General features: G+C 60.7%; 12 protein-coding genes. 6 read left to right on the top strand and 6 right to left on the bottom strand.

Annotated elements, in window-relative coordinates; all coding sequences use genetic code 11:
* Nucleotides 1-21: 21 nt before the first annotated feature.
* The gene (locus RSF91_RS02930; protein ID WP_332566998.1) at nt 22-1,005 is read right to left on the bottom strand and encodes a Bug family tripartite tricarboxylate transporter substrate binding protein; all 984 of its coding nucleotides are present in this window, start codon (nt 1,003-1,005) and stop codon (nt 22-24) included.
* A gap of 151 nt (nt 1,006-1,156) precedes the next feature.
* Here RSF91_RS02930 and RSF91_RS02925 point away from each other — a divergent pair, with 151 nt between their 5' ends.
* Nucleotides 1,157-1,921 (top strand): sulfite exporter TauE/SafE family protein, encoded by a 765-nt coding sequence (locus RSF91_RS02925; protein WP_332566997.1) that lies wholly within the window; start codon nt 1,157-1,159, stop codon nt 1,919-1,921.
* Between the two features lie 108 nt (nt 1,922-2,029).
* Here RSF91_RS02925 and dbpA read toward each other — a convergent pair whose 3' ends face one another.
* The 3 genes from dbpA to RSF91_RS02910 form a co-directional block, all read right to left on the bottom strand.
* Nucleotides 2,030-3,439 carry an ATP-dependent RNA helicase DbpA gene (dbpA, locus tag RSF91_RS02920; protein WP_332566996.1) on the bottom strand — a complete coding sequence of 470 codons (1,410 nt, stop codon included), beginning with the start codon at nt 3,437-3,439 and terminating at the stop codon, nt 2,030-2,032.
* A 94-nt stretch (nt 3,440-3,533) separates the two neighbouring features.
* On the bottom strand, nt 3,534-3,995 hold the full coding sequence (dtd, locus tag RSF91_RS02915) for a D-aminoacyl-tRNA deacylase (protein WP_332566995.1): 462 nt from the start codon (nt 3,993-3,995) through the stop codon (nt 3,534-3,536).
* The gene (locus RSF91_RS02910) at nt 3,992-4,978 is read right to left on the bottom strand and encodes a cation diffusion facilitator family transporter (RefSeq protein WP_332566994.1); all 987 of its coding nucleotides are present in this window, start codon (nt 4,976-4,978) and stop codon (nt 3,992-3,994) included. The genes dtd and RSF91_RS02910 overlap by 4 nt, the downstream gene beginning before the upstream one ends.
* 151 nt (nt 4,979-5,129) lie before the next feature.
* Between RSF91_RS02910 and RSF91_RS02905 the strand changes: the two genes are divergently transcribed.
* The 3 genes from RSF91_RS02905 to RSF91_RS02895 are packed head-to-tail and all read left to right on the top strand — an operon-like array spanning nt 5,130 to nt 9,925.
* A complete protein-coding gene (locus RSF91_RS02905) occupies nt 5,130-7,208 on the top strand; it encodes a putative bifunctional diguanylate cyclase/phosphodiesterase (RefSeq protein WP_332566993.1) in 2,079 nt (692 codons plus the stop codon).
* A 47-nt stretch (nt 7,209-7,255) separates the two neighbouring features.
* Complete coding sequence (locus RSF91_RS02900; RefSeq protein WP_332566992.1) at nt 7,256-8,707, top strand: AMP nucleosidase; 1,452 nt, start codon at nt 7,256-7,258, stop codon at nt 8,705-8,707.
* A gap of 42 nt (nt 8,708-8,749) precedes the next feature.
* Nucleotides 8,750-9,925, top strand: a complete 1,176-nt coding sequence (locus tag RSF91_RS02895) for a GGDEF domain-containing protein (RefSeq protein ID WP_332566991.1) — start codon at nt 8,750-8,752, stop codon at nt 9,923-9,925.
* A gap of 20 nt (nt 9,926-9,945) precedes the next feature.
* On the opposite strand, the gene RSF91_RS02890 is transcribed toward RSF91_RS02895, so the two are convergent.
* Entirely contained in the window at nt 9,946-11,535 is a 1,590-nt protein-coding gene (locus tag RSF91_RS02890) for a GMC family oxidoreductase (protein ID WP_332566990.1), read from the bottom strand.
* 196 nt (nt 11,536-11,731) lie between these two features.
* Here RSF91_RS02890 and RSF91_RS02885 point away from each other — a divergent pair, with 196 nt between their 5' ends.
* Nucleotides 11,732-12,580: a 3-hydroxybutyryl-CoA dehydrogenase gene (locus RSF91_RS02885; protein ID WP_332566989.1), complete on the top strand. Its 849-nt coding sequence runs from the start codon at nt 11,732-11,734 to the stop codon at nt 12,578-12,580.
* Between the two features lie 65 nt (nt 12,581-12,645).
* Here RSF91_RS02885 and RSF91_RS02880 read toward each other — a convergent pair whose 3' ends face one another.
* Nucleotides 12,646-14,781 (bottom strand): radical SAM protein, encoded by a 2,136-nt coding sequence (locus RSF91_RS02880; RefSeq protein ID WP_332566988.1) that lies wholly within the window; start codon nt 14,779-14,781, stop codon nt 12,646-12,648.
* 147 nt (nt 14,782-14,928) lie between these two features.
* On the opposite strand from RSF91_RS02880, the gene RSF91_RS02875 reads away from it, so the two are divergent.
* Nucleotides 14,929-15,744 carry a crotonase/enoyl-CoA hydratase family protein gene (locus RSF91_RS02875; protein ID WP_332566987.1) on the top strand — a complete coding sequence of 272 codons (816 nt, stop codon included), beginning with the start codon at nt 14,929-14,931 and terminating at the stop codon, nt 15,742-15,744.
* Nucleotides 15,745-15,845: the final 101 nt, after the last annotated feature.

Raw genomic sequence — 15,845 nt, 5'->3', positions numbered from 1 at the left:
TTTATTGGGGCGCAATACCGTTTACTCGACGCTCAGACCGATGCGGCGCACCAATTGAGCCACGCGTACATCTTCGGTTTTGATCTGTTTGACAAAGACCTGCGGACCTTCACCCACGGGCGTAATGCCTTGCTGCAGCAGGCTCTTGCGCAGCTCTGGGTCCTTCAGGGCGCGATCCGTATCCTGCGCAATGGCTTGCACCAAGGCGGCGGGCGTGCCCTTGGGGGCAAACAGGCCAAACCAGGCTCCGGCCTCAAAGCCCTTGTAGCTCTCAGCCAGCGTCTGCACCTGGGGCATCAAGGCATGGCGCTGCAAGCCTGAAACCGCCAGCGCGGTCAGCTTGCCGCTTTGAATCTGCGTGATTGCGGGTGCCACGGCAATCAGCATCACATCGACCTGACCCGCCAGCACATCCTGCAGACCTTGTGGGCCACCGCGATAGGGAATATGCGTGGCGAAGAAGCCTGCGCGCTGCTTGAACTGCTCCATCGCCAGATGCTGGGCACCGCCCGTGCCGGACGATGCGTAGTTGATCTTCCCGGGGTGAGCCTTGGCATAGCTCACAAAGTCCTGCACGGTCTTGAAGCCCTTCTTGGGGTTGGCCACCAGCACAAAGTCGGACTGGCCGAGCTTCGTCACCGGCACCAGATCGTTCTTGACGTCATAAGGCAGATTGCGCTGCACATTGGGCATGATGGTGATGGCACTGTCGCCACCCACCAGCAAGGTATAGCCATCGGGCTGGGCCTTGACCACGGCATCCACGGCCGAGACACCGCCTGCTGCACCCTTGTTCTCAACAACAATGGCCTGCTTCCATTCCTTGCCCACCACATTGCCCACCTGGCGCGCTAGCAAATCAGGCGCGCTGCCCGCGCCGTTCGCCACCACCAGCTTGACGGAGCGCGCCGGAAAGTCCGGCTGCTGGGCCATGGCTGCACCCTGCACACAGGTTGCAGCCAGCAGGGCCCAAGCGGTGCGAGAGAAGAAACGGGGCAGATTCACGGCAAAACTCCTTAACGTAGGAAGTGATTGTCAAAACATTGGTTTATTTCTCAAAATACTGTTTTCACATTTTTTTATTTCTAAAAATAATTAAGCAGCTCGACCTCATCAGATCGACGCGCCACAAGATTCCCAATCAGGAGACAAATCCATGGACAACCTGGGCCACCTCGCCCTGCTGCTGGTCGCAGCATTCACCGCCGGCGCGCTCAACTCCGTAGCTGGCGGCGGCAGCTTTCTGACCCTGCCCGCGCTGGTCTTTACCGGCGTGCCGCCTGTGGTGGCGAACGCCACCGGCACCGTTGCCTTGCTGCCTGGCTATATGGCGGGCGCATGGGGCTTCAAGGACGATATGCAGTCGCCGCCCGGCCTGTCCATGAAGCAGGTGATCGCGCTGTCTCTGATTGGCGGCTCTGCAGGTGCCGCGCTGCTGCTGTTCACGCCCGATGCGACCTTCCGCAAAGTCGTTCCCTGGCTGCTGCTGGCCGCCACCGCCATGTTTGCCTTCGGCCCGCAGCTGCGCGCCTGGGCCTCGGGCAAGAATGCCAGCAGCGCCGCACCCAACGCCACCAAGGCCGCTATAGGCATGCTGATCGTGGCGGTGTACGGCGGCTACTTCAACGGCGGTCTGGGCATCTTGCTGCTGGCCCTGTTCGGCCTGCTGGGCCAGACCTCGCTCAACGCCATGAACGGCATGAAAAACCTGGTCTCAGCCCTGCTCACGGCCATTGCCGTGGCCATCTACGCCGTGGGCGGGATCGTGGAGTGGAAGCAGGCCCTCATCATGATGGTGGCCGCTACGCTGGGCGGCTATCTCGGCGCACGCGTGGCGCGCAAAATTCCGGCGCACATCCTGCGCTGGGGCATTGTGGCCACGGGGCTGGTGATGGCCGGACTGTTCTTTGCCAAAGACTGACCCGTCCGTAACCCCCAAAGCAAAAAGCCTTCTCATGAGCGAGAAGGCTTTTTTATGAGCACTCAGCGCTTGAAAAACAAGCGCCTGAGGCCAATTTGACCCATATTTTTACAGCAGACGTGCACGCACCGTCTTGCCCTTGACCTTGCCACCGTTGAGCTTGGCGCAGGCTGCCGAGGCAATCTTGCGGTCCACCGCCACATAGGTAGAAAAGTCGTTGACGCTGATCTTGCCAATCTGGTCGCGGCTGTAGCCAAAGTCGGCGCACATGGCGCCCATCACATCGCCAGCGCGGATTTTCTCTTTGCGACCGCCAATGATCTGAATGGTCATCATGGGGGGCAGCAGCTCGCCACCAGGGGCGGGGGTCAGCTCATCCACGGGAAAGAACTGCGAAGCACGGCCTTGCAGTTGCTCGATTTTGCCCACGCTGCCCATCTCGTCCATGCTGACCAGATTCAGCGCCAGACCTTCTGCATCGCCACGGCCTGTGCGGCCAATGCGGTGAATGTGCACTTCCGAATCCGGCGTCACGTCCACATTGATGACGGCGGACAGATCGGCAATATCCAGGCCGCGCGCAGCCACATCGGTCGCTACCAGCACGCTGCAGCTCTTGTTGGCAAACTGCACCAGCACTTCGTCGCGCTCGCGCTGCTCCAGCTCACCAAACAGCGCCAGTGCGCTAAAGCCTTCGGCCTGCAGCGCAGTCACCACGTCACGGCATTGCTGCTTGGTGTTGCAAAAGGCAATGGTCGACTCAGGGCGGAAGTGGGCTAGCAGCTTGGCCACGGTAGCCACCTTGTCGCGGGCAGCCACCTCGTACCAGCGCTGCTCGATCTTGCCGGCGCTGTGCTGGGCAGCCACCTTCACGGTCTGCGGGTCGCGCATGAAGCGGTTGGCCAGATTGGCAATGCCTTCGGGGTAGGTGGCCGAAAACAGCAGGGTCTGGCGATCTGCCGGGCACTGCTCTGCGACGGTGACGATGTCGCCGAAGAAGCCCATGTCCAGCATGCGATCGGCTTCGTCCAGCACCAGAGTCTTGAGGTTGCTGATGTCGAGCTTGCCGCGCTCCATCAGGTCCATCACGCGGCCAGGTGTGCCAACGACGATGTGGGCACCGTTTTCCAGCGATGCGATCTGGTTGCGCGAGGGCACGCCGCCGTAGACGGTCACGACCTTGATGTTTTCCTGCGCGCGCGCCAGGCGGCGAATTTCGGTGGCGACCTGATCGGCCAGCTCACGCGTGGGGCACAGCACCAGCGCCTGCACGGCAAACCAGCGAGGGTTGAGGCGATCCACCATGGGCAGGCCAAAGGCAGCGGTCTTGCCGCTGCCGGTGCTGGCCTGAGCGATCAGGTCCTTGCCCTGCAGAGTCAGCGGCAGGCTGGCGGCCTGAATGGGCGTCATCTGCGTGTAGCCCAGTTGCTGGAGGTTAGCCAGCATTTCAGGGGACAGGGGCAGCGCCGAGAAAGCGGAGGAATCAGTGGCCTTGGCGGCGCTGGTGGAGGTATTCATAGGGCTGAATTATCCGGGGCCAGCCCATCCGCGCCCGTTCAGGCTCCGGGTTGGCCCCTGGCTGCCATGGGGCATGCGCCCGCTGCGCCCTGATTTACAGCTGTGGCTGTACCGCTGGCTCTATGCGCAGGGGAATAGTCACCGGCCCGTCGTTCACCAGATGCACCTGCATGTCGGCGGCAAATTCGCCAGTCTGCACCACGGGGTGGGCTGCGTGGGCCTTGTCCACAAAGTAGTTATAGAGGCGACGGCCTTCATCGGGTGCTGCGGCAGCGGTAAAGCTGGGGCGGTTGCCGCCCTTGGTATCCGCCGCCAGCGTGAACTGGCTGACGATGAGCAGACCGCCGCCCACATCCTGCACGCTTTTGTTCATCTTTCCGGCCTCATCGCTGAAGATGCGCAGCTTGAGCATCTTGGCAAGCAGCTTGTCGGCCTCAGCCTCGGTATCACCGCGCTCGGCGCAGACCAGCGCCAGCAGGCCTTGTTCGATCTGGCCGGTCATGCGGCCATCGACTTCCACACGCGCCTGTTTGACGCGCTGAATCACACTCATCATCCTCGGGAACCTTCCTGTGCAGCGCCTGTTGCTTCTTGCCCAAACTCAACGCCAGCGTCACCATCCGCCACTTCACTGACGGTGTTCATGCCCACGGGCAGCACTTCAATGCGGGCGTACAGGCCCGGAATGGCCTGCAGCAGCGCAGCTTCAATTTCAGAGCGCAATTGTGCCGCGCGCTGCACGCTCCACTGGCCGGGCACATGCATGTGCAGGTCCACAAAGCTGCGCTCGCCGGCCTGGCGGCTGGAGACATTGTCAAAAACCACGCCTTCACTGCGCTGGGCATAACTGTCCAGCAACTTGTCAATCTGCAGGCGCTGCGGCTCGTCCAGCGCCTGATCCATCAAGCCCTGCGATGACTGCCAGATCAGCTGTATGCCCTGCACGCAGATATGGACGGCCACGACCAGCGCCACCAGCGCATCGACCCACAACCAGCCCGTCCATGCAGCAGCCAGCAGTCCGATGACCACGCCCACCGAGGTCCAGACATCGGTCAGCAGGTGCTTGGCATCCCCCGCCAGCGCCATCGACCGGTACCGACGGGCCGAGCGCAGCATGACCCAGGCCAGCAGACCATTGAAGACGGTGCTGAGCAGGGACAGCATCAGACCCCAGCTCAGTTGCTCCAGCGGCTGGGGGTTCCACAGCCTCGACAGCGCGGCCCATGCGATGGCCAGACTGGCGCCCATGACCAGCACGCCCTCAAAACCAGCCGAGAAGTACTCCGCCTTGTGGTGTCCATAGGGGTGTTCGGCATCCGCAGGGCGCTTGGCAACGGTGACCATGGTCAGGGCGAACATGGCTCCGGCTAGGTTTACAAAGGATTCCAGTGCATCCGACAGCAAGCCTACAGAGCCCGTCAACCACCAGGCCAGCGTTTTCAAAACAATGGTCAGCAGCGCGACCCCAACCGAGACTTTCAGCAGGTTATGCGGCTGCAGCCATTGGGAAGATGTGGATGCGCTGGAGTGGTTCATGTTCTTAAGCTGCTAGCAGGCCGTGTGACTTAGAGTCAAAAGATGTAAGCAATGGTGTTGGCAAAATCAAGAATCGTTGTCTATCGGAGACCCGAATCCACCGAGGCCGAACCGATTCCTATATAAATACTCCCAAAAATGAGGGAGGCGCATGCCTGACAAGTTCATAGCTCAGCCATCGGGAGATGAGGATGCCATTCTGAGGCTGGTCGCAGATACGGCACCTGCCATGCTGGCCTATTTTGACGCCGACACCCGCACCTGTCGCTTTGCCAATGCCCACTATGCCGAACACTTTGGCTACACGCCGCAAAGCATTGTCGGCCTTGATGTGCAAGAGATTGTGGGGGAGCTGGTCTGGACGCAGATAGAACCGTATCTCGACCCTGTCGCTGTGGACAACACCCAGACCATGCGCTACACGCGCCAGTTCAAGAATGAAATCGGCAAGGTTCAGCATATTGAAGCCGTGCTGCGCCCTCATGAAGAAAATGGCGTGCTCAGGGGGCTGGTAGCGCTGATGACCGATGTGAGTCACCACCATCAGGTGACCCAGCAAATACGTGACAGCGAAGAGCGCATGCGCAAATTTGCCGCCATCACCACCGAAGCCATCGTGCTGCACCGCGACGGCATCATCATGGATGGCAATGACGCCCTGGCGCGCCTGGCCGGCTACACCATCAACGAGCTGCGCGGCACCGCCATTCTTGATTACGTGGCCCCTGAAGTCCGTCTGCGCGCCCTGCAAAACTTGCGCAGCGAGAGTGAAGAGCGCTATGAATCCATTGCCGTACACAAAAGCGGCCTACATATCCCCGTAGAGATCGAGGCCAAGACCATGCCCGGGCAGGACGACAGCCACCGCATCGTCGTTCTGCGCGATATGACGGACAGGCTGCAAACCCGCCAGCGCATTGATTTTCTGGCCCAGCATGATTTGCTGACGCATCTGCCCAACCGGGCACGCCTGAACCATTTGCTAAGCGATGCAATTGCCAAGGCCGCAGATCAGCAATCACGGCTGGCCGTGCTGTCGCTGGATCTGGATCAGTTCAAATCCGTCAACGACTCGCTCAGCCACCGCGCGGGCGACTTGCTGCTGTGCGAACTGGCTCAGCGCATTAAGTCAGCCCTGCGCCCACAGGACATCGTGGCCCGTGTCGGCGGTGATGACTTTGTCATCGTGCTGCACGACAACCCGACTCTGCTGGAAACCGAGGCGCTGGTTGCGCAGCTGCGAACGCCAGTAGAAGCCCCTTATCAGGTCGAAGGCACTCAACTGAACGTCTCGCTGAGCGTAGGCATTGCCATGTACCCCAAGGACGGCGAATGCCCCGAGGCACTGCTGAGCAATGCCGAAGCCGCCTTGCAAATGGCCAAGGGCCGTGGCCGTAGCTTCTCGCAGTTCTACACCCCCGCGCTGGAAGGGCGGGCCACGCGCATGCTGATGCAGGAGCAAATGCTGCGCAATGCCGTTGAGCGAGGTGAGTTTGAGCTGCACTACCAGCCTCAAACCTTGATGCAAAGCGGCGAGCTGGCGGGCTTTGAAGCGCTGGTGCGCTGGAAGCACCCGCATCGAGGTCTGGTTTCACCCAATGAATTCATTGGCTTTGCCGAGAACCGGGGCCTGATCGCGGCGGTTGACCGCTGGGTGCTAAATCAGGCCTGCCGTCAGGCCAAGGCCTGGCAGGATGACGGCTATCTACCCATTCCTGTGGCCGTCAATCTGTCCGCCCAAGAGTTCCGCCAGCGCGATGTAGTGCAGGAAGTGGCACAGGTGCTGGACGACACGGGGCTGGATGCTCGCTATTTGCATATCGAGATCACCGAGACCACGCTCATGCTTTCGGGCACGCAGATGCAGCAGACCCTGCATGCACTCAAGGCACTGGGTGTGGGGCTGGCGATTGATGACTTTGGCACCGGTTATTCGTCGCTGGCCTATCTGCGCAAGCACCCCATAGACCGGCTCAAGATCGACCGATCCTTCGTCTCCGACCTGCCGCACAACCCCGATGCGGCCGCCATCGTCAACGCCATCGTGCAGATGGGCCAAAGCCTGCATCTCGAAATTCTGGCCGAAGGCGTGGAAAGCCCCGAGCAATTGCACATGCTTCGTCAGATGGGCTGTGCCATGATGCAGGGGTTTCTGGTGTCTGCGCCAATGCCTGCCGATCGCGCAGCTGCATGGATGTCGCAACACTGTCAAATGCTACAAAGACAATAGCGTACATGGCCATCAATACACCGACACCCTCGCATAAAAGCAGCAGCATGTTCCATACCGATGCACCCCAGGCTCTGGCCCATGTGCAGCAGTTGTACCGAGAGCAAATCGAGCACCTGCGCGCAGCCATGCAGCGCTTTGTGGCGGGTGAAACGCCTGCCGCCCCCATCCACGCCTACTACCCGTTTGTGCGCATCAAGACCACCACCGTGGCCCATGCAGACACCAAACTGACCTATGGCTTTGTGGAAGGCCCAGGCACCTATGAAGCCACGCTGACCCGGCCCGATCTCTTCGCCAACTACTTCGGCGAGCAGCTGCGTCTGCTGATCCTGCATCACCAGGTAGCCATCGAGGTGGGTCTGAGCGACAAGCCCATCCCGATTCATTTCTCGTTTGCCGATAACGACCATATCGAAGGCTCGCTTTCACCCGAGCGCCGTATGCTGATGCGCGATGTGTTTGATCTGCCTGATCTGGAATCGATGGACGACGGCATTGCCAATGGCACTTGGCGCCCCCATCCGGGCGAGGCCCTGCCGCTGTCGCTGTTTACCGCTCCGCGTGTGGATTACTCGCTGCACCGCCTGCGCCACTACACAGGTACGGCGCCCGAGTGGTTCCAGAACTTTGTACTGTTCACCAACTACCAGTTCTATATCGACGAATTCATCCGTCTCGGCCATGCCGAGATGGCCAACGAAGACAGCGACTACATCGCCTTTGTCGAGCCCGGCAACGTCATCACGCGCCGCAAAGGCCTGCCTGCCGAAGCCGTGGACGAGCTGGGCACCGCCCCGCCCCGCCTGCCGCAAATGCCCGGCTACCACCTGGTGCGCGCCGACAACAGTGGCATCACCATGGTCAACATCGGTGTAGGCCCGGCCAACGCCAAGACCATCACCGATCACATCGCCGTGCTGCGCCCCCACGCATGGATGATGCTGGGCCACTGCGCAGGTCTGCGCAACAGCCAGCAACTGGGCGACTATGTGCTGGCCCACGCCTATGTGCGTGAAGATCATGTGCTGGACGAAGAGCTGCCGCTGTGGGTACCAATTCCGGCCCTGGCCGAAATTCAGGTCGCCCTGCAGCAGGCCGTGGCGGATGTCACGCAGATGGAGCGTCCCGATCTCAAGCGCATCATGCGCACCGGCACCGTGGCCAGCACCGACAACCGCAACTGGGAACTGCTGCCCGACAACCTTCCCCAGCGCCGCTTCAGCCAGAGCCGCGCCGTGGCGCTGGACATGGAGTCGGCCACCATTGCCGCCAATGGCTTCCGCTTCCGCGTGCCCTACGGTACCTTGCTGTGCGTGAGCGACAAGCCACTGCATGGCGAAATCAAGCTGCCCGGCATGGCCAATCATTTTTACCGCGAACGCGTGGATCAGCACTTGCGTATCGGCATGCGTGCAGTAGAGATTCTGCGAGAAGGTGGCTCCGATCGTCTGCATAGTCGCAAACTACGCAGCTTTGACGAAGTGGCCTTCCAGTAATTTCCCTCGATGCACGATGTAGATCAGTTTTCCCTGGCGCTCATGGTGGCCGTCAATCTCATGACGATCGCTTTTGCCCTGCCATGGTTCATGGGCCAAAGTCAGAAGATGAGCCGCCCCGCCCTCAATGCTCAACAATTTCTGTTGTTGCAGGGGCTCTCCTGGCTGCTCGTATTCGGCGCGGAGCAAGTCGCGTCTTTTGGCTGGAATGCACTGCTGTCTACATTCGCGACGGCCGCGGCCCTGGGGGCTCTATGGCAATTGCACAAGGCAATTAAAGGCTGGGTAGGACAACGCTGCAAAGCACTCACCATGGCTTTGCCTGTCTTGTGCCTCCTCACGCTAGCAGGCGTCATGGCACTGAGTCAAAACAAGCCTTACCAGGTGGCATGGTTCGACATCGGTTATAGCCTGAGTCTCATTGCCGTGATCAGCATGGCGCTCTCCCCCCGCACCAAGGTTGCCAAAGCGTGGCGCTATCTTTTCTGTGGCGCAGGGCTGTGCGTTGCACTGATCCTGATAACCCGTGCTTACTACACACTGCCTGCCTCATGGCTGCACAGCTTTGCGGAGGAACCCACCCCTCACCTCATGCTATCCTGGTTAATGCCAGTGTTCAGCGGCCTGTGCTTCGTGTCGATACTGATGGCCTGCCGTGATGAAGAGCTACAGACGAATGCACCCGACGACAACCTGACAGGCTTGCCATTGCGCCAGGCGATCAAGAATCAGGCACGCTTCATGCTTCACCGCTCACTGCGCGAAAATCTGCCTCTGGCGGTGATTCTGATCGACATGGACCATTTCTCCCGCGTCAACAAGCGTCATGGCTATCAAACGGGCGATGAAGCCCTGCAGTTGATGTCTCGTACTCTGCAAAAACAGATGCGTGGCGACGAGCTAGTCGCTCGCTGGCAAGGCGAGTCTTTCTGCCTGCTGCTTCATGCAGACCAGATAGGGGCACGCGCCCTGCTCACCCGCATCAAGTCCGCCATTCAGATGGGGGCTCAGTATGAGCTGCAGGTCGATCTAGACTTCAGTGCTGGCTGCGCACTCGCGCCCAGCGCATGGAAAGGCCTGAAGCTGGACGAGCTGACCAAGCAAGCTGACATCGCCTTGCAACAGGCCAAAAAACTGGGCCGCGGACGCACTGAATTCATCACCCTGACACCCCCGTCTCAAGACGGTGCGGAGTCAACTCTGTCCTCTGAGACCTAACACCCATTTACGTCGCCCGTTTACGCCGTCAATTTGATCAAGTCCGCCGCCTTCTCGGCAATCATGATGGTGGGTGCATTGGTATTACCGCTCACAATACGCGGCATGATGGAGGCATCTACCACTCGCAGCCCCTGCACACCATGCACGCGCAACTGGGCATCGACGACATCAAGCGGCCCCGGCCCCATGCGACAGCTCCCTACGGGGTGGTAGATGGTGTCGCCGTAATTGCGGATGAACTGCTCAATCTCCACATCGCTGCGCGCCTGAGCTGAATGCTCTAACTCATTCCCACCCAGCCCAGCCAGCGCCGGCTGACTCAGAATCTCACGCATGCGATGCACGCCGCGCACCATGCGCTGCATATCGTAGGCATCGGCAAAGAAGGCGGGGTCTATCAACGGCAAGGCCTGCGCCTCGTTCGCCGCCAGCCTCACCCGGCCTCGGCTCTTGGGTTGCAAGATACAGACATGACAAGAGTAGCCGTGGCCCAGCACCGTCTTGCGCCCGTGATCCAGCAGCTTGCCGACCACGAAATGCAGCTGCAGATCAGGCGCCTCCTCTTGCGGCTGACTGCGGATAAAACCGCCTGCTTCCGCAAAGTTACTGGTCAGCATGCCTCTGCGCTCATTGCGCCAGCGGCTCACACCCTGCCAGACGTTTTTGAGACCCGTCAGCGAGATACCAAAGCTGTCCGTCATCTGCGGGCCATTCACCACCTGCACCACATCGGGGTGGTCATGCAGATGCTCACCCACGCCAGGCAGGTCATTTGCCACCTCAATCCCCATCTGCTGCAGATGCTCGCCCGGCCCAATGCCAGACAACATGAGCAGCTGCGGTGACTGCAACGCGCCCGCGCACAACAAGACCTCGCGGTTGCAACGCAGCTGTTGCACCTGTCCGCCCTGCACATACTCCACGCCTACCGCCTTGCGCCCCTCCATCAGCACCCGCAGCACCTGCGCACCGGTAATGACTTGCAGATTGGGCCTGCTGCGCACCGGCGTCAGATACGCCTTGGCCGCGCTGCAGCGCTCGCCGTTGTGGTGCGTGACCTGGTACAGGCCCACGCCTTCCTGATTGAGCCCATTGAAATCTGTGTTGTGCGCATGGCCTGCCTGCACGCCCGCCTGCACAAAGGCCTGCGCCAGCGGGTTGGGGTCACGCAGGTCGGACACATGCAGCGGGCCGCTGCCGCCATGCAGACCATCCGCGCCACGCGTGTTGCATTCGGACTTCTGAAAATAAGGCAAAACATCGCTCCAACCCCAGCCGGTATTGCCCTGAGCGCTCCAATATTCATAGTCCGCAGGCTGGCCACGCGAATAAATCATGGCGTTGATAGAGCTGGAGCCCCCCAGCACCTTGCCGCGTGGCTGGTAGCCCTTGCGGCCATTCAGTCCGGGCTGGGCCACGGTCTCCATAGCCCAGTTCAGCGTTTTTTGCTTGGCGACCAGTGCCAGGCCGGCTGGGCAGTGAATCAGCACACTTTTGTCTTCGCCCCCGGCCTCCAGCAGCGTGACGCTGACGGCTGGGTTTTCACTCAGGCGTGCAGCCAGTACCGAACCTGCCGAGCCGCCGCCGATCACCACATAGTCGCGCATAGAGCCTCCCGCTTTGAGCGCCCATTCTGGAGAATCTGTCCCGGCGCTGGAATGCGCAATAACACGGTCGTGCGGAAATTTTTCAGCCCCTGCAGGTTCATATCACGCCGCAGATGCCCGACAAGGGCCAAACCCGCTCAGAACCGGGATACCATTTTCCCGTTCAATCGCACTTATCTGAATGGAGACAAAAATTATGGCAATCCAAACTGTAGGCATCATCGGCGCAGGCACCATGGGCAACGGCATCGCACAGGCATGCGCCGTATCGGGCATCAATGTGGTGATGGTCGATATCTCTGACGCCGCCGTGCAAAAAGGCCTGGCCACCGTGGCTGGCAGCCTGGACCGCCTGATCAAGAAAGAAAAGATCAGTGAAGCTGACAAGGCCGCAGCGCTCTCCCGCATCAAAGTCTCAACCAGCTACGACGACCTGAAGGCCGCCCAACTGGTAATCGAAGCCGCCACCGAGAACTACGAGCTCAAGGTCAAGATCCTCAAGCAGGTCGATGCGCTGGTGGCCCCCGAAGTCATCGTGGCGACCAACACCTCGTCCATCTCCATCACCCAGCTGGCCGCCGCCACGCAACGCGCCGACCGCTTCATCGGCATGCACTTCTTCAACCCCGTGCCCATGATGGCTCTGGTGGAGATCATTCGCGGCCTGCAGACCTCTGACGCCACGCACGATGCCGTCAAGGCCATGGCTGAAGCACTGGGCAAATCGCCCATCACCGTCAAGAACGCGCCCGGTTTTGTGGTCAACCGCATTCTGGTGCCCATGATCAACGAAGCCTTCCAGGTGCTGAGCGAAGGCACGGCCAGCGCTGAAGACATAGACGCCGGCATGAAACTGGGCTGCAACCAGCCCATCGGCCCGCTGGCTCTGGCCGACATGATTGGTCTGGACGTGTGCCTGGCCGTGATGGAGGTCTACCTCAAGGAGTTCGGCGACAGCAAGTACCGCCCCTGCTTCCTGCTGCGCGAAATGGTGGCCGCTGGCCGTCTGGGCCGCAAGACCGGTCAGGGCGTCTACACCTACTGATCTGCGACCACTGGCAGGGTCAGGAGGCGGAGGGGCCAGCAAGGCCCATTCACATCACATTCACATCACTCCCGAACCTCTGCCAGCAGACGGCGCACGGACATCGCCAGAGCCTGAGGCTCGCTGACCCAGAAATGGGTTGTGGCCCCCAGTCTTTGCGCCGCTTGCTTCAAGGTCTCCAGTACCCGCTCAGGCTGGGTGCTGGTCACACTCACCTGGGCTGCGCCTCGGTAGCCCTGCTCCACCTGCAGCGGCACGCCGGGCCAAAGGCTTAGTCGCAGTTCATCCTGCAATAGCTCAATGTCGATGGATGGCTGCACCACACGCTTGCCCTTTTGCTTGGGCAGCTCCGGCAACACGAGCCGCGCACTCACCTGCAGCTCGGCAGCATCCAGAGCCCCGACCGTCGCCCCTTGGCGATACGCCAGCACCGCAAGCCGCTTGCGCCGGCTCAGGCCTGAAATCAGCACACAGGCAGCCGCCACGGTCACTTCAGCCTCAGTCACCATCTGGGCAAAATGTGCGGCTTTTTTCTGAGCCACAGCAGGGTCTCCGCCCCAGAACTGCAGCACCAGCCTCGGCGTCTGGTGGATTTGCGCACCCAATCGCTTCATCACCTCCAGCATGCTCTCGCTGCTGACAATGTCCGAGTGCACTTCAACGGCCAGAGGGCGCCCATCCGCCAAGGCTTCCAGACTGCGCTTGCAGGCTTCCAGCTCGCCCTCTTGCCCCATCAGCCCCATGACCAGCAACAGCGTATCGCCATAAATGAATGGCCGAGCAGGGAATTCATCCGCCCACTCGACTGCGGCGAGCTTGCGGGCCTCATCGGCACTGGCGGTGCGCACTGCCGCCAGTAGCGTCACCTCATGGCTGTGTATGCCACCGGACATCGACGCTGCACCCTGCTTCCAGGCCAGCGCCCGCAGCTCGGGGAATTGGTCTTCCAGACCGTAACCCATTGCCAGCACCGATCGGCCAATGGCCAGCAAGTCACGCGGCATCTCACCATAGGCCAGCCCCGGCCCGGCCACGGCCTGCGCCTGAAAAAGTTGCTGCCATTCAGGTGCATAGTCTGCTTCCGGCTTCCAGGCCGGCAGCAGTTGGGCCAAATAGTTGTTGGCGTCGCCAATGGTGTCGAATTGAGCCACCATCACGCATTCGCCGCTGTTATTGCCCGAAAACGCCTGCCACACCCGTACAGAAGGTGAAGATATGGAAGGCTCGGATTGGGCGCGCTGCCCGTGCGGCAAACCAGCCCGTTTGCGGCCCGCACAGCCATGGCGCAGACTGGGCTGCGCCAGACGCGATCGCTGATGCTGCCAGCCCGCCAAAATCTCCTGCGCATTGCGCGCGGGCAAGCCTCCATCGTGAAACGAGCAGCCCTGCATACGCTGATCAGGGGTAATGGATACAAAGTCCACGCCCGCCCCGCAGTCCCCGCTGCCGTCCGCACCATCAAACAAACGGGGCAAAGGCACGGTGTTGCCAAAGCACACCGACAGACGGCAAGGCAGTGGCGCATCCTGCACGATGGCCGCCAGTTGCAGCCGCCCCTGCGCCGTCAGATGCCTGTGCATATCGGCGCCGATATACGACAGCAGCGACACATCGTGGCAACCCAGTGCTGTCAGCTCCGCTAACAGAGTGGGCAACGTCGTCAGGGCCGCGGCATCGATCAATAGATTCGCACCCCATCTCTGCCCATAGCTAGACAAAACCTGCGCCGTATCGCGCCAGCGCGGGTCGTCATAAAGAGAGATACGCACCTGCCCCAATAAACCCGCATACGCCGCAAAAGTTCCGGGTCGAATCAGCAGACCATTGGTGGTGACATTCAGCGCCAGTGGCGTGGTTTCATGCAATTGCTGAACCAGATCGGCAAAGCCGCGAAAGGCAAATGGCTCGCCGCCGCCAAACGCCACCTCCAGCACACCGGCAGCGCTCAGATCTTGCAGCACCTGCGAAGCGGAATTGAGTGTCCATGCGCTCTCGCGCTGCACATCGCGTGAGCAGAAATCGCAGCTCAGATTGCATTTATTCGTAATACCAAACATGGCCACCCGGGGTGCCACGCGCTGCAGATGCCGGGTCTCCGCATTTTCAATGCGGATGTTGGTTCCGCTTGCCGGGTGGAAACGCAGCAGCGCGCCATCCAGCGGGTAGTCTCTGAACAGTTGGCGGTGCGGCGCTTCTGGCATCTTTTTTTCAATTCTTAGGGTCACGCCCAAAGCATAGCTGCGTGCAAGGCGCTGGCGTTAACACCTAGCGCTGCAAGCAATGAATCGTCCTGTACGCGACTGCTAGCGCAAGCGCTGAGGTCTATCGTTTTGTGCAGGAGATTCACCATGCAAATCGACATTCCCAGCCCACCGCCAGAGGGCTGTATTTCCTGTGAAGTTCGTGGCCATGTGCTGCTGATCGGCATCAACCGCCCAGCCAAGCGCAATGGCTGGACTCCCGCCATGTTCCAGCAACTGGCCCAGGCTTACACCCGGCTGGACGATGACCCCGAGCTGCGCGTGGGCCTGCTCCACGCCTTTGGCGAACATTTCACGGCGGGGCTTGATCTGCCCCTTATCGCCGAGTTCATGAAAACTGGCCAGAAAGTCATTCCACCCGGGCTGGTGGAGCCGCATGACTACGGCCTGCCCGGCTACCGCCGCCGCGCCAAGCCCATGGTGGCTGCCGTCAAAGGCATCTGCTTTACCGTAGGCATTGAGCTGATGCTGGGCGCAGACATTGTGGTCGCCGCTGACGACTGCCGCTTTGCGCAGATGGAGGTGCAGCGCTGCATCATGCCTACCGGTGGAGCCACGCTGCGCATGGCCGAGCGCGCAGGCGTGGGCAATGCCATGCTGCACCTGCTGACCGGAGACCCCTTTGATGCGGCAGAAGCCTGGCGTTGCAACTTTGTCCAGAAAGTGGTGCCCACAGGGCAAGAGCTGGACGAGGCCTTTCGCATTGCAGAACGCATCTCCCTGCAAGCCCCGCAAGCCGTGGTGGCCACCCGCCTCAATGTGCTCAAGGCCATCGAGCTGGGTCAGGCTGCCGCCGTGGCCGACTTCATCCCCGTGCAGCAGCGCCTGGCAAATAGCGAAGACGCAGCCGAAGGCGTGCGCTCCTTCATTGAAAAACGTCCCGCACGTTTTACGGGCAGATAAAACCGCTCGAAATGGGCAGTCATGAATTTCAAGAGATTTTCAGCGCTGTTGCATCTATCCAATTTGGGTTGAATTACCCCCAACCTCAGAGGCATCTATGC

Origin of the sequence: Comamonas sp. (assembly GCF_036643215.1) — a bacterium.
GTDB lineage: Bacteria > Pseudomonadota > Gammaproteobacteria > Burkholderiales > Burkholderiaceae_C > Comamonas.
The sequence above is the reverse complement of the archived record's forward strand: the minus strand, read 5'-3'. Positions and strand labels throughout refer to the sequence as shown.

What these genes read in the sequence shown, in the direction of transcription:
- RSF91_RS02925 (WP_332566997.1), top strand. Translation starts at nt 1,157, where the DNA reads ATGGACAACCTGGGCCACCTCGCCCTGCTGCTGGTCGCAGCATTCACC.
- dbpA (WP_332566996.1), bottom strand. Translation starts at nt 3,439, where the DNA reads ATGAATACCTCCACCAGCGCCGCCAAGGCCACTGATTCCTCCGCTTTC.
- dtd (WP_332566995.1), bottom strand. Translation starts at nt 3,995, where the DNA reads ATGATGAGTGTGATTCAGCGCGTCAAACAGGCGCGTGTGGAAGTCGAT.
- RSF91_RS02910 (WP_332566994.1), bottom strand. Translation starts at nt 4,978, where the DNA reads ATGAACCACTCCAGCGCATCCACATCTTCCCAATGGCTGCAGCCGCAT.
- RSF91_RS02905 (WP_332566993.1), top strand. Translation starts at nt 5,130, where the DNA reads ATGCCTGACAAGTTCATAGCTCAGCCATCGGGAGATGAGGATGCCATT.
- RSF91_RS02900 (WP_332566992.1), top strand. Translation starts at nt 7,256, where the DNA reads ATGTTCCATACCGATGCACCCCAGGCTCTGGCCCATGTGCAGCAGTTG.
- RSF91_RS02895 (WP_332566991.1), top strand. Translation starts at nt 8,750, where the DNA reads ATGGTGGCCGTCAATCTCATGACGATCGCTTTTGCCCTGCCATGGTTC.
- RSF91_RS02890 (WP_332566990.1), bottom strand. Translation starts at nt 11,535, where the DNA reads ATGCGCGACTATGTGGTGATCGGCGGCGGCTCGGCAGGTTCGGTACTG.
- RSF91_RS02885 (WP_332566989.1), top strand. Translation starts at nt 11,732, where the DNA reads ATGGCAATCCAAACTGTAGGCATCATCGGCGCAGGCACCATGGGCAAC.
- RSF91_RS02880 (WP_332566988.1), bottom strand. Translation starts at nt 14,781, where the DNA reads ATGCCAGAAGCGCCGCACCGCCAACTGTTCAGAGACTACCCGCTGGAT.
- RSF91_RS02875 (WP_332566987.1), top strand. Translation starts at nt 14,929, where the DNA reads ATGCAAATCGACATTCCCAGCCCACCGCCAGAGGGCTGTATTTCCTGT.